Origin of the sequence: Pseudoroseomonas ludipueritiae (assembly GCF_014490445.1) — a bacterium.
Lineage (GTDB): Bacteria > Pseudomonadota > Alphaproteobacteria > Acetobacterales > Acetobacteraceae > Pseudoroseomonas > Pseudoroseomonas ludipueritiae.
In genome coordinates this window covers 15,772-29,135 of record NZ_JACTUZ010000046.1, presented here as the reverse complement: position 1 = coordinate 29,135, position 13,364 = coordinate 15,772, and the positions used below count along the sequence as shown (strand labels likewise).

13 protein-coding genes are annotated in these 13,364 nt (G+C 66.8%); 6 read left to right on the top strand and 7 right to left on the bottom strand.

What is annotated here, in order from left to right; all coding sequences use genetic code 11:
• From tmk to mazG, 6 genes are all read left to right on the top strand, one after another.
• The coding region (tmk, locus tag IBL25_RS12170) for a dTMP kinase (RefSeq protein WP_187778810.1) at nt 1-538 on the top strand (538 nt) is incomplete at its 5' end.
• A complete protein-coding gene (locus IBL25_RS12165; protein ID WP_187778809.1) occupies nt 535-1,542 on the top strand; it encodes a DNA polymerase III subunit delta' in 1,008 nt (335 codons plus the stop codon). The genes tmk and IBL25_RS12165, both read left to right, overlap by 4 nt.
• A 14-nt stretch (nt 1,543-1,556) precedes the next feature.
• On the top strand, nt 1,557-3,095 hold the full coding sequence (gene metG, locus IBL25_RS12160; protein WP_187778808.1) for a methionine--tRNA ligase: 1,539 nt from the start codon (nt 1,557-1,559) through the stop codon (nt 3,093-3,095).
• On the top strand, nt 3,095-3,868 hold the full coding sequence (locus tag IBL25_RS12155) for a TatD family hydrolase (protein ID WP_187778807.1): 774 nt from the start codon (nt 3,095-3,097) through the stop codon (nt 3,866-3,868). The genes metG and IBL25_RS12155 overlap by 1 nt, the downstream gene beginning before the upstream one ends.
• A gap of 55 nt (nt 3,869-3,923) precedes the next feature.
• Complete coding sequence (locus IBL25_RS12150) at nt 3,924-4,670, top strand: MBL fold metallo-hydrolase (RefSeq protein WP_187778815.1); 747 nt, start codon at nt 3,924-3,926, stop codon at nt 4,668-4,670.
• A 38-nt stretch (nt 4,671-4,708) separates the two neighbouring features.
• On the top strand, nt 4,709-5,500 hold the full coding sequence (gene mazG / locus IBL25_RS12145) for a nucleoside triphosphate pyrophosphohydrolase (protein ID WP_187778806.1): 792 nt from the start codon (nt 4,709-4,711) through the stop codon (nt 5,498-5,500).
• Nucleotides 5,501-5,514: 14 nt separating this feature from the next.
• On the opposite strand, the gene IBL25_RS12140 is transcribed toward mazG, so the two are convergent.
• From IBL25_RS12140 to IBL25_RS12110, 7 genes are all read right to left on the bottom strand, one after another.
• Nucleotides 5,515-6,342 carry an inositol monophosphatase family protein gene (locus tag IBL25_RS12140; protein ID WP_187778805.1) on the bottom strand — a complete coding sequence of 276 codons (828 nt, stop codon included), beginning with the start codon at nt 6,340-6,342 and terminating at the stop codon, nt 5,515-5,517.
• Nucleotides 6,343-6,351: 9 nt separating this feature from the next.
• Complete coding sequence (gene hflX, locus IBL25_RS12135) at nt 6,352-7,656, bottom strand: GTPase HflX (protein WP_238940380.1); 1,305 nt, start codon at nt 7,654-7,656, stop codon at nt 6,352-6,354.
• A 22-nt stretch (nt 7,657-7,678) separates the two neighbouring features.
• Nucleotides 7,679-8,017 (bottom strand): RNA chaperone Hfq, encoded by a 339-nt coding sequence (hfq, locus tag IBL25_RS12130; protein ID WP_187778804.1) that lies wholly within the window; start codon nt 8,015-8,017, stop codon nt 7,679-7,681.
• A 121-nt stretch (nt 8,018-8,138) separates the two neighbouring features.
• The gene (locus tag IBL25_RS12125) at nt 8,139-8,804 is read right to left on the bottom strand and encodes an HAD family hydrolase (protein ID WP_187778803.1); all 666 of its coding nucleotides are present in this window, start codon (nt 8,802-8,804) and stop codon (nt 8,139-8,141) included.
• Nucleotides 8,801-9,673, bottom strand: a complete 873-nt coding sequence (locus tag IBL25_RS12120; protein WP_187778802.1) for a D-amino-acid transaminase — start codon at nt 9,671-9,673, stop codon at nt 8,801-8,803. Before IBL25_RS12120 ends, IBL25_RS12125 begins: the two co-directional genes overlap by 4 nt.
• A 68-nt stretch (nt 9,674-9,741) precedes the next feature.
• Nucleotides 9,742-11,142, bottom strand: coding sequence for a nitrogen assimilation response regulator NtrX (ntrX, locus tag IBL25_RS12115; protein WP_187778801.1), 1,401 nt, complete (start codon nt 11,140-11,142; stop codon nt 9,742-9,744).
• A complete protein-coding gene (locus IBL25_RS12110; protein WP_187778813.1) occupies nt 11,132-13,354 on the bottom strand; it encodes a sensor histidine kinase NtrY-like in 2,223 nt (740 codons plus the stop codon). The genes ntrX and IBL25_RS12110 overlap by 11 nt, the downstream gene beginning before the upstream one ends.
• Between the last annotated feature and the right edge of the window lie 10 nt (nt 13,355-13,364).

Sequence of the window (13,364 nt, the reverse complement as noted above, 5' to 3'; positions counted from 1 at the left end):
TGGCCGGCCGGTGCTGCGCACCCGCGAGCCCGGCGGCGCGCCGGGCGCCGAGGCGCTGCGCGGGCTGATGCTGCACGGGGCGGTGAGCTGGGACCCTGTGGCCGAGGCCATGCTGATGTTCGCCGCGCGCCGCGAGCATATGGCCAAGACCATCCAGCCGGCGCTGGAAGCCGGCATCTGGGTGGTTTGCGACCGCTTCGCTGACTCGACCCTGGCCTACCAGTGCTACGGCCATGGCCTGGATTCCGCCGTCTGGCGCAAGCTGGCTGACGTGGCCCTGGATGGCTTCGTGCCCGACGCCACTCTGGTGCTCGACCTGCCGCCCGAGGCCGGCATGGCGCGGGCCCTGACACGTGGTCTGCCGGACCGTTTCGAGCGGCTGGGCGCTGCCTTTCATGCGCGCGTGCAGGAGGGCTTCCGCGCCATCGCCGCCGCGGAGCCACAGCGTTGCGCCCTGCTGGATGCATCCCAACCGCCAGAAGCCGTGTTCGCAGTGGCCAGCGCCGTGTTGCGGGACCGGCTGGGACTGGCCCTGTGAGCCTGCCGCCGGAACCCCGCGCCAACCCGGACCTGTTCGGCCATGACCATGCCGCGCAGACGCTGGCCGATGCCGCTGCCTCTAACAGGCTGCACCATGCCTGGCTGCTGACCGGCCCGCGCGGCGTCGGTAAGGCCACCCTGGCCTTCCGTTTCGCGCGCTGGCTGCTGGCGGGCTGCCCGCCTGCCACGCCGCCCCTGTTCCTGCCGCCAGCAGACCCGACCTTCCGCCGTGTCGCCGCCGCCGGCCATGCAGACCTGCGCAGCCTGGCGCCCAATGCGGGCGATCGCGGCGTGAAGATGATGATCCGGGTGGACGAGGTGCGGCAGGTGCCACGCTTCCTTTCCCTGACAGCCGCTGAGGGTGGTTGGCGCATCGTGCTGGTCGAACAGGCGGAGGCGATGAATGCCGAAGCCCAGAACGCCCTGCTGAAGACGCTGGAAGAGCCGCCGCCCCGCGCGCTGCTGCTGCTGACCACGGCGGCGCCAGATCGCCTGCTGCCTACCATCCGCAGCCGCTGCCGGCGTGTCGACCTCTTCCCCCTGGCCGCGCCGGAGATGGAGCGGGTGCTCTCCCATTGGCTGCCGGACCTCGATGCCGGGCAGCGTGCCGCCCTGGCCAGGATCTCGGACGGCGCGCCTGGCCGGGCGCTGGAACTAGCGGAAGGCGAGGGGCTGGCCCTGCAGGCCGAGGTGGACAGCTTCCTGCGCAGCCTGCCGCACCCTGACCCACGCGCCCTGCACCAACTCAGCGACCGCTTGGCGGGTAAGCGGGATGGCAGTGCGCTGGTGATGTTCTTTGACCTGCTGCGTTCCACCCTGGCGGCCGCCATCCGGGAGGCGGCGCGCGGCGGCACGGCGGCGCCTTATCTGGCAGCCCGCCCGCTTGCCGACTGGGCCTCTCTGTGGGACACCCTGGGCCGGCTGGCTGACGAGACCGAAACCCTGAATCTGGACCGCAAACAGGCGGTGCTGAACGGTCTGACCCGACTGGCCTCGCGCTGAGGACCTGAAGAACCATGACGAGCGAGCGGCGCTACTATCTCACGACGCCCATCTATTACGTGAACGACAAGCCGCATATCGGCCACGCCTATACGTCCCTGGCGGCGGATGTGCTGGCGCGCTGGAAGCGGATGTCCGGCTACCAGGTCCATTTCCTGACCGGCACCGATGAGCATGGGCAGAAGGTCGAGAAGGCGGCCGAGGCCCGCGGCATGGACCCGCAGGCCTTCACCGACCAGGTCAGCCAGGCCTTCCGCGACCTGGCGGTGCGGATGAACTATTCCAACGACGACTTCATCCGCACCACCGAGGAGCGGCACAAGCGCGCCTGCGCCGCCCTCTGGAAGCGGCTGGAGGAGCGTGGCGAGATCTATCTCGGCCATTACGAAGGCTGGTACGCGGTGCGGGACGAGGCCTTCTACGGCCCCGATGAGATCACGGAAAAGGATGGCCAGAAATTCGCCCCCACCGGTGCGCCGGTGGAGTGGGTGAGGGAGCCTTCCTACTTCTTCCGCCTCTCCGCCTGGCAGGACCGGCTGCTGGCCTTCTATGACGAGCATCCGGAGTTCATCGCGCCGCAGAGCCGCCGCAACGAGGTCATCAGCTTCGTCAAGAGCGGCCTGACCGACCTCTCCATTTCCCGCACCTCCTTCAAGTGGGGAGTGAAGGTGCCGGGGGATGAGGCACATGTGATGTATGTCTGGCTGGATGCGCTGACAAACTACATCACCGCGCTCGGCTACCCTGATGAAAACGCTGATCTTTGGCGCTTCTGGCCGGCTGACGTGCATTTCGTTGGCAAGGACATTGTCCGCTTCCACGCCATCTACTGGCCGGCCTTCCTGATGGCGGCCGGGCTGCCGGTGCCGCGCCGGGTCTTTGCCCATGGCTGGTGGACCAACGAGGGCCAGAAGATCTCCAAGTCGCTGGGCAATGTCATCGACCCGCTGACGCTGGTGGAGCAATACGGCCTGGACCCGGTGCGCTTCTTTCTGCTGCGCGAGGTGCCCTTCGGCAACGATGGCGATTTCAGCCGCAAGTCGCTGATCCAGCGCCTGAACAGCGAGTTGGCGAATGATCTTGGTAACTTGGCGCAGCGTACGCTCTCGCTGATCCAGCGCAATTGCGATGGCCAGCTGCCTGCCGCCGGGGCACCAGACCCCACCGATGCTGAGTTGCTGGATGCGGTATCCGCGCTGCCGCAGCGCGTGGAGGAGGCGCTGAGCCGCCAAGCCTTCCATGAAGCGCTGGAGCGTATCCAGGCTGTTTCCCGCCTGGGCAATTCCTGGATCGACGCGCAGAAGCCCTGGTCGCTGAAGAAGACCGATGTGGTACGCATGGCCTCCGTGCTGCGCCACTTGCATACCGCGCTCCGCGCGCTGGCGACGGTGCTGCAGCCTTTCATGCCCGACACCATGAGCCGCATGCTGGACCAGCTTGGTGTGCCAGCCGAGGCTCGGGATCTGGCGGCACTGGCGATGCCGTTGCCCGATGGAACTGCGCTGCCGCCGCCGAGCCCGCTGTTCCAGAAGATCCAGGACGAGCCCGCCTGATGCTGGTCGATAGTCACTGCCACCTGGATTACTTCACGGATGCGGAGATCGGCGACATCCTGTCCCGCGCGGCGGATGCCGGCGTGGGGCAGATGGTGTCGATCGGCGTGCGGATGGCACAGGCGCCGGAGGTGAAGGCGCTGACGGAGCGCTTTCCGCAGGTGTGGGGTACCGTCGGCGTGCATCCGCAGAATGTGGGTGAGGGGCCCTTGCCGGAGGTGGCCGAGATCGTTGCGGCCGCCGACCACCCGCGCATCATCGGCATCGGCGAAAGCGGCCTAGACTACTTCTATGACAAGGCGCCACGGGAGGTGCAGCAGGAAGGCTTCCGCCGCCATATCCGCGCTTGCCAGCAGACCCAGTTGCCCCTGGTGATCCATGCACGGGATGCGGATGAAGACATTGCCGCCATCCTGCGTGAGGAATGGGCGGCGGGCGGCGCTTTTCCGTTCCTGCTGCACTGCTTCAGTTCTGGCAGGCAGCTGGCCGAAGCAGCGCTGGATATGGGCGCCTATGTGTCCTTTTCAGGCATTCTGACCTTTCCGAAGTCCACGGAACTGCGCGATATCGCGCGCGATGTTCCGGCGGAGCGCCTGTTGGTGGAGACGGACTCGCCTTATCTCGCACCAGTGCCGTTCCGCGGAAAGCGGAATGAGCCTTCCTATGTCGCTTATACGGCCAAGGTGCTCGCCGAGGTCCACGGCATGACCCCTGAGGCCATGGCGGAACTGACTACCGAAAACTTCCGCAATTTATTCAAGAAAGCCGCCTGAAGCCTTGTTTTTAAAGCTAACCATCCTCGGCTGTGGCGGCTCCGCAGGCGTGCCGATGCTTGGGGGCGCCGATGGTGGCGGCGACTGGGGCCTGTGCGACCCGGCTGAGCCACGCAACAGGCGTACGCGCTCATCCTTGCTGATCGAGGCTGAGGATGGGCGGCGGTTGCTCGTGGACGCCGGGCCGGATCTGCGGGCACAACTTCTGGCGAATTGCATCCGCCGGATCGATGCGCTGCTGGTCACGCATGGCCATGCCGATCACATCATGGGCCTGGACGAATTCCGCCCACTGAACCGAATTCGGGGCGCCGCCATTCCGGCCTATGGCACCGCCATAACCTTGGCGGAACTGAAGACGCGGTTCGAGTACGTCTTCCGCGACCCGACGCCGCCGGCATTCTTTCGCCCGGCGCTGACGCCGCTGGCGGTGGCACCCGGGCAGGTCTGGGACATAGCGGGCTTTCCAGTCCAGCTATTCCGGCAGGACCACAAGGTCATGGAAACGCTGGGGCTGCGGATCGGCGATTTCGCGTATTCCACCGACGTGGTGGCCATGCCGGAGGAAAGCTTCGCGGTGCTGGAAGGGCTCGACACCTGGATCGTCGGCTGCTTCCAGCGAAAGCCGCATCCGGTACACGCGCATCTGGAACTGGTGCTGCAATGGGTGGAACGGCTGAAGCCACGGCGCACGGTGCTGACGCATATGGGTACGGATCTGGATTGGGCCTGGATGTGTCAGAACCTGCCGCGGGGCGTGGAAGCGGCCCATGATGGCCTTGTGCTCACAACAGGCCTCTAATTTTACATAATATATATTATCAGGTAATGAGACGCGCCATGACAGCTAGCCCTGCTGATGCCCTTCTGCGCCTCCTCGACATCATGGCGCGGCTTCGGGCACCGGATGGATGCCCCTGGGACCGCGAACAGGACTTTGCTTCCATCGCGCCCTACACCATCGAAGAAGCCTATGAAGTGGCGGATGCCATTACTCGCCAGGACATGCCCGCGCTGAAGGACGAACTCGGCGACCTCTTGTTCCAGGTGGTCTATCACGCTCAGATGGCCCAGGAGGACGGCGCCTTCGACTTTGCCGCCGTGGCCGAAGCGATCTCGGACAAGATGATCCGCCGCCACCCCCATGTCTTCGGCGAGGCCGCCGCCCGTGACGCAGCCGCCCAGACGGCCGCCTGGGAGATCCAGAAGCAGGCCGAGCGCGAGGCTCGCCGCGAAACCGGCACCCTGGCCGGCATTCCACCCGCCCTGCCCGCCCTGACCCGCGCCAACAAGATCGCCCGCCGTGCTGCGCGCGTCGGCTTCGACTGGCCGGATGCAGAGGCTGTCCTTGCCAAGCTGGATGAAGAAATTGCCGAACTGCGGGCGGAATTTCCCGCTGCCTCCAAGGCCCGCCTACAGGACGAACTCGGCGACATGCTTTTTGTCGTGGTCAATCTGGCGCGTAAGCTGGACCTGGACCCGGAGACCTGCCTGCATGTCGCCAATGCCAAGTTCGAGCGGCGCTTCAATGCCGTGGAGGCTTTGCTGGGCGAACGCGGCCAGTCGCCCGCCGATGCCGGACTGGAGGCGATGGAAGCCGCTTGGCAGGATGTGAAAAGGCGCGAAAGATAACCGCGCCTTTCCTTTCAGTCGTCCAGCAGGGCGGCCTTGATGGCCTCCCAGCTTGCACGGTCCGGTGCCGCAAGCAGGCCACCACCGGTATGCACTGGCAGGTAGTCGCTGCCATCGAAGCGGGCGCTATAGCCACCGGCTTCCTTGTGCAGCAGCCAACCCGGTAGGTGGTCCCAGGGCATCAGCTTGTTATAGATGGTGAAGTGTGCCCCGCCGGAGGCGATCAGCCGGTATTCATGCGCGGCGCAGCGGAACTGAACGCCGGAGGACAGGCGCGACAACCGCGCCGTGATCCGGCTGCGGAGAGGCTCCGTCATCCAAGTCCAGGAAACGGCGCCGGTCATCCGCTCCAGCGGCGCGGCGGCGGCGACGCGCAGGTCCGTTCGACCATGCTGCGGATGCTCGATCCAGGCACCCTCGCCCCGCAAAGCCACGGCGGTGTCGTCGCCCAACGGGTCGTGGATCCAGGAAGCAACCACCTCTCCCTTCGCCACGGCCGCGGCCATGCAGCCGAAGAGCGGGACGCCGGCGGCGAAATTGGCGGTGCCGTCCACCGGGTCCACCACGAAGGCCAGATCGGCATCGGCCAGCTTTTCCAGCAACGCCGGGTCGGCGGCCTGGGCTTCCTCGCCCACCACCACGCAGCCAGGGAAGCGGGCCAGCAGTTCACAGGTGATCTGCCGCTCCGCGGCCTCGTCGGCATCCGTCACCAAGTCGATGGGACTCGACTTGGTGCGGATGGCGCCAACGGTCAGGCGGCGGAAGCGCGGCAGGATCTCAGCGCGGGTGGCATCGCGCAGGATGGTGGCGACATCCGTCGCCATCCGGTGGTCGAAGCGCATCGGAGTCCTTCAGCCTTGCTCAAAGCGGGCGCGGTCAGCCGGTGTCAGGCGTACGCTCAGGCGAATGCTGTCATCGGCATCCTCCCGCGTCAGAACCTCACCATGCTGATAGAGCCATGCGATCCGCGCACCATCGGCCGGCGGCAGCGCGTAGTCCACCGTGACCATGTTCGCGGCCAGCCGGGCGTCCAGCGCCGCGCGCAGGGTATCCAGCCCCTCCCCGGTCAACGCCGAGACAGCGATGGCAGAGGCATCGGTACCCGGAACATCGGCGATCCCGCCGAGCAGGTCGGCCTTGTTCAGCACCTCGATCATGCGGCTTTGCCACTGCTCGTCCAGCGTCGGGTTCTCGCCCGCCGCCATCTCGTTCAGCACTCCCAACACGTCGCTGCGCTGGGACGAGGTGTCCGGATGCGCCACATCCCGCACATGCAGGATGATGTCGGCGGCGGCGACCTCCTCCAGCGTGGCGCGGAAAGCCTCGATCAGCTGCGTCGGCAGGTCACTGATGAAGCCCACGGTGTCGGAGAGGATGACCGTCCGCCCGCTAGGCAGCCGGATGGCACGCATGGTGGGGTCCAGGGTCGCGAAAAGCTGGTCCTGCGCATAGACGCCGGCGCCGGTCAGGGCGTTGAACAGCGTCGACTTGCCGGCATTGGTATAGCCCACCAGCGCCACGACCGGGAAAGGCACGCGGGTGCGTGCCGCCCGGTGCAGGCCACGGGTCCGGCGGACCTGTTCCAGCTCCTTCTTCAGCTTCACGATCCGCTCGCCGATCAGCCGGCGGTCGATCTCGATCTGCGATTCACCCGGGCCGCCCAGGAAGCCGAAGCCGCCACGCTGGCGCTCCAGGTGGGTCCAGGACCGCACCAGGCGCGTGCGCTGGTATTCCAGGTGCGCCAGCTCGACCTGCAGCGAGCCTTCCCGCGTGCGGGCGCGCTCACCAAAGATCTCCAGGATCAGGCCAGTCCGGTCAATGACCTTGCAGCCCCAGGCCCGCTCCAGGTTACGCTGCTGCACCGGGGTCAGCGCGGCATCGACCACCACGACGCCGACCTGGTTTTCCTCGATCGCGAGCTTCGCGGCCTCGACCTGACCTTCGCCCAGCAGGGTCGAGGGACGGCGCGTGCGCAACGGGAAAGCCGCGCTATGCACGATGGTCAGGCCGATGGAGGCGGCCAGGCCGACGGCCTCCGCCAGGCGGGCCTCGGCGGCACGGCTGACGCTGCGCTGATCCGGAAATGCAAGGACACCGGCCTCGGCGCCGGGAAGGCGCGCGGGACGTTCATGCGGCAAAAGCACGGCGGCAAGCATTGGCTTGCCGCCCGTGGCGTTCTCAGTCGGAGGAGCCGACAGGGTTGACCTCGCGTTGCAATGTCATGGTGCCTTCACGTGTCACGGTCACGGTGCCGCCCTGGGCAGGGCTGGCGCCGGCGCCGGCGGCGTTGGCATCGAACAGCATGATCGGCGCGCCCGGCATGACGGTGCTGATGGCGTGCTTATAGACCAGCTGGGTGTGGCCATCCCGACGCAGCAGGACGGAAAAGTTGTCGAACCAGGTAATAATGCCCTGGAGCTTGACGCCATTGACCAGGAAGATGGTCACGGGAGTTTTGCTTTTGCGAACGTGATTCAGGAACACGTCCTGCACGTTCTGGGACTTCTCGGCGGCCATCGGCTCGGTCCTTCTTCTTCTTGGCGGACTGCCTGCGTGGCCCGCCCGGGCAGCGGTGGCCCGAGGCAGGATGTGCGGCATCGCCCCGGTGCACAGGGTGTGTACCGGTTCGGGCGCAAGATCAGGCGAAGTGGGGTGTCTTGGCAAGCCCAAGCAGGCATTCGGCCAGTTCGTGGCCATCACGGAAATGGGCATCAGGTGCCAGAACTTCTACCCCACCATCATGCGCCGCGTCGCCAAGCAAAACCGCCGAGCAGCCTGCCGCCCGCGCCGCCTGCATATCCACACCTGTATCGCCGATGAACCAGACATCCGGCCCCGGCGCGACGCCCAGCTTCTCCAGCGCCAACAGAACCGGCGCCGGGGAGGGCTTGTCCGCCGCGGCGTCTCCGGCGCCCAGCAGCACACCGAAGCGCCGCGACCAGCCCAGGTGTTCCGCCTCCCGCCGCAGGATCGGCCCCTGCTTGTTCGATACCACCGCCTGCGGCCAGGCCGCACCGGCCGCCATAGCCTCAGCCACCCCAGTCAGGGGGGTGATAAACTCGAGGTGTCGAGCCTTGACCTCGGCATAGAAGATGTCGCGCGCCCTCTCCCATTCCGTCCCGAACAGCGCGGGAAAGGACTCGCGCAGCGAAAGCCTCGCCCGGGCCCGCACCTCCTCCACTGACCATTCCGGCATATCGAAGGCTCGCAGGGCCGCGTTCATACCGGCCTGGACGCCCGCCCAGGCATCGACCAGCGTGTTATCCCAGTCCCAGAGCAGCGCGCGGGGCGGCGGCAGGTTCATGCCGCGTTCTTCGCCCCGCCCTTCACGTGACGGGCAAAGATTTCGAAGAGGCGGGTGGTCACCGGGCCCGGCGTGCCATCACCCACCGGGGCGCCATCGATCTTCAGGATCGGCTTCACGAAGGAGGTTGCGGAGGTGATGAAAGCCTCCCTCGCCCGCTTCAGCTCATCCAGCGTGAAGGCGCGCTCATCGAAGGCGATGCCTTCCTGCTGCAGCTCCGCCATCAGCGCGCCACGGGTGCAGCCCGGCAGGATGGCATGGGAGAGCGCGCGGGTGCGGATGGCGCCCTGCTCGTCCACGATCCAGAAGCTGGTCGCGGCGCCCTCGGTGACGACCTTGGTGTCTTCCTCAAAGAGAATGGCCTCGACCGCCCCCTGCTCCTTGGCCGCCTGGCGGGCCAGGATATTCGGCAGCAGGTTGATGCTCTTGATGTCGCGGTGCTTCCAGCGCAGGTCCGGCATCGTGATGGCATTGCCGCCCCAGTTGGCGATGCTGGTCGGGTAAGGCTTGATGCGCTTCACCGTCACCACCAGCGCCGGGGGCACAGGCTCGGCCGGGAACGGGTGGTCACGATGCGCCACGCCGCGCGTGACCTGCATGTAGAGCAGGCCTTCCGTCACGCGGTTGCGCCGCGCCACTTCCTTGAGGACATGGGACAGCGCCGAGCGCGTCAGCGGCATCGGGAGCCGGATGGCCTTCAGAGACCGCTCCAGCCGGTCCAGGTGGCGGTCTTCATCGATGAAGCGGCCATCGTAGAGATGGACCACCTCATAAATACCGTCGCCGAACTGATAGCCGCGGTCCTCGACATTCACGGAGGCTTCCCGCTGGGGGACGTAGCGGCCGTTGACATAGGCAATGCGGGACATACGCGAGTCTCTGTGCTGGTGATCGGTGCATCACCTTCGCGCGTGGGCGCCGCCGAGGCAATGGGGCCTCAGGCCGTGGCGCTACGATCCTCCGCCTGCACGCCCAGGAACTTCAGCTTGCGGTGCAGCGCGCTGCGCTCCATGCCGACGAAATTGGCTGTGCGGCTGATATTCCCCCCGAAGCGCAGCAGCTGCGCCTCGAGATACTGTTTCTCAAACAATTCCCGCGCATCGCGCAGCGGCAGGGTCATGATCTCGCTGGAACGGTCGAGCTTCAGCGCAGCCGGCGCGGCGGAACCTACCTCCGGCGGCAGCATCTCAGGCCGGATAGGCTCCCCGGGCCCGCCGGGTGCCATGATCAGCAGCCAGTCCACAAGGTTGCGGAGCTGCCGGACATTGCCGGGCCAGTCATAGGCCTGCATGGCCGCCAGCACATCCTCGGACAATTCCCGTGCGGGTACGCCCGAGGTTTCGGCGGAACGCGCCATGAAATGGCGGGCCAGCACCGGCACGTCCTCCCGCCGCTCCCGCAGCGCGGGGACACGCAGCGGCACCACGGCCAGGCGGTAGAACAAATCCTCGCGGAAGCGGCCGCCGGCAATCTCGCCCATCAGGTCGCGGTTGGTGGTGGCGATGACTCGCACATCCACCTTGACCCGTGTGGCCCCACCCACGCGCTCGAACCCCTGCTCCTGCAAGGCACGCACGATCTTGCCCTGGGTTTCCAGCGGCATATCCGCCACTTCGTCCAGCAGCAACGTGCCGCCATGGGCGCGTTCCAACACGCCCGCCCGGCGGCCACCGCCAGCGCCATCGGTGCCGGCCTCGACGCCGAACAGCTCCTCCTCGAAGCGGGCCGGGTTCAGTGTCGCGCAATTCAGCGCCACGAACGGCTCCCCGGCGCGGCGGGAGCGGGCATGGATCATCCGTGCCGCCACTTCCTTGCCGGTGCCGGCGGGGCCGGAGATCAGCACGCGGCTGCCGGTCGGCGCCACGCGCTCGATGGCATTTCGCAGTTGCCCGATGCTGGAAGAAGCGCCCAGCAGCTCCGTCTCGGCGCCCGCGCGCAGGCGAAGCTCGCTGACCTCGCGCTTCAGCCGCGCCGCTTCCAGTGCCCGCTCCGCAATCAGGATGAGCCTGTCGGACTTGAAGGGCTTCTCGATGAAGTCATAGGCGCCGTGCTGGATGGCCTGCACCGCTGTCTCGATGGTGCCGTGGCCGGAGATCATCACGATTGGAACCTGTGGTTCCTCCCGCTGCATCGCTTCCAGGATGCCGAGGCCATCGAGGCGGGAGTTCTGCAGCCAGATGTCCAGGATCACCAAGCTCGGCCGACGGGCCCGGAAGGCAGCCAGGGCCGTGTCGGAATTCTGCGCCACGCGGGTCTCGTAGCCCTCATCCGACAGGATACCCTCGATCAGGGCGCGGATATCCGGCTCGTCGTCGACGATCAGGATCTCATGCGCCATGTTGCTGCACCTCCGTCATCTTGGCTTCGGCCGTCTCGTTCTGCATCTCGCCCAGGGGAAAGGACAGGGCCGCGCGCGTCCCCTTCACTCCCGCCTGACGGTCCGTCAAGACGAGCCTGCCGCCATGGTCCTCCATGATCTTCTTGACGATGGCAAGACCAAGGCCGGTTCCTTTCGGCTTATGCGTGACATAGGGCTCGGTCAGCCGCTCCCGCTCTTCGCCTTCCGGCAGGCCGGTGCCGTCATCCTCCACGGCGATGCTCAACCAATCCTGCTCCTGCTCCACCAGGATGCGGATATGGCCGGGTTCCACGGTTTCTCCAGCCGCTTTCTGCGCCTGCTGCCGGCCATGCACCGCATCGGCGGCATTGGTGAGCAGATTGGTCAACGCTTGCCCCAGCAGCCGCCGGTCGCACCGGATCCGAGGCAGGCCGGATGGAATATCAGTTGAAAAAACAATGTCGTGATGGGCATTCTGCTGCAGCACCAGCGCCTCACGCGCCAGTTGCGCCGGGTCCTCCGACCGCATCACCGGCTGCGGCATGCGGGCGAAGGCGGAGAACTCATCCACCATGCGGCCGATATCCTCCACCTGGCGCACGATGGTATCGGTGCAGGCCTTGAAGGTCTCGGGGTCCGACTGGATTTCCTTCAGGTAGCGGCGCTTCAGGCGCTCGGCCGAAAGCTGGATCGGGGTCAGCGGGTTCTTGATCTCATGCGCGATGCGCCGCGCCACATCGGACCACGCGGCCTTCCTCTGGGCGGAAAGCAGTTCCGTGATGTCATCGAAAGTGAGGACATAGCCGACCACCTGCCCTCGTTGCATTTCCGCACCAATCTGCGCCAGCAGGGTGCGGCGGGCGGAAGGCGGGCCGATGCGGATCTCGGCCACGCGGCTGCGTTCCGGCGCCGCGATGGCGGCATCCAGCAGGGCAACGAACTCGGGCTCCACCTCCGCCAGCTTCGCGCCCAGATCCGCATCAAGGTCACGGCCCAGCAGCTCGCTGGCGCGGCGGTTGGGCAGGTTGATGCGCGCCTGGGCATCCAGCCCAACCACGCCGGCCGAGACGCCGGACAGCACCGTCTCCGTGAAGCGCCGCCGCTCGTCGATCTGGCGATAGGCTTCCATCAGCTCACTGCGCTGAGCGGCCAGCTGGTTGGTCATGCGGTTGAAGGCGCGGGAGAGGCTGCCGACCTCGTCATCCGCCTCGCCTTCCGTCACCCGCACCGTCAGGTCGCCCCCTCGCACCCGGTCCGCCGCCACGATCAGGCGCGACAAGGGGCGTGCGATCTGATTGGCGATCACCAGGCCGATGGACACCGCCGCCAGCAGCACCAGAAGGGCCGCGATGGCGAAGATCATGGCGAAGGTGATCTGCAGGCCCGAGCGGTTGCGGTCCAACTGGTCATATTGTTGGAAAGCGAGCTCGGTGCGCTGCATGTGCTCGATGACGCCAGGGTCCACCGGGCGGCCGATCAGCAGCATGAGACCCGGCTGAATATCCAGCTCCACCAGCGCGCGCACCCGGCCTTCCTCCGACTCGCCGGGCAGGACGGCGACATCGCCATTACGCGCCTGCTCCATGGCCCAGGCGGGCAGTGGGTCCAGCACCATGGTCGTGGTCAGGCCGGCATGGGCTACCACCTGATTCAAGGTCGGCTCGAAAATCACCGAATCCGTCAACCCACGCAGCGCCGTGTGCGTCGCCAGGACGCGGGCGAAGGCATATTGGTTGGTTTCCAGCAGGCTGCGGTTGCGGTTCAGGTCGGCCGCCATGGCCAAAGCATCGGCGCGGATGGTGTTGCGGTGCTCGTCTAGATAGGCACGGGAGGCGACGAGGCTGGCCTCCAGCGTTGAGCGCACGCGGTCACTGAACCAGGCCTGGATGCCCAGGTTGAAGAAGACAGCTGCAAACACCGCCACCAGCAGCGCCGGCAGCACAGCCGTCACGCTGAAGAGCAGCACCAGCCGCACATGCAGCCGCGACCCGGCCGACCCCCGCCGCCGCTCCGCCCAGACCCGCACCAGCCGGCCGATCACCGAGCCCAGCAGCAGCAGCAGGAACAGGGCATTGACCAGCACCATGGCCACGACCTGCCCCGGCTTGGTCGGGCCGAAGGGGCTGCCGCCTGACAGCAGGGTGAAAGTGCCGATGCCGAGCAGCAGCGCCCCAATGGCCAGGACCAGCGTGACGGCGCGGCCCAGCATCATGTCCGCCAGG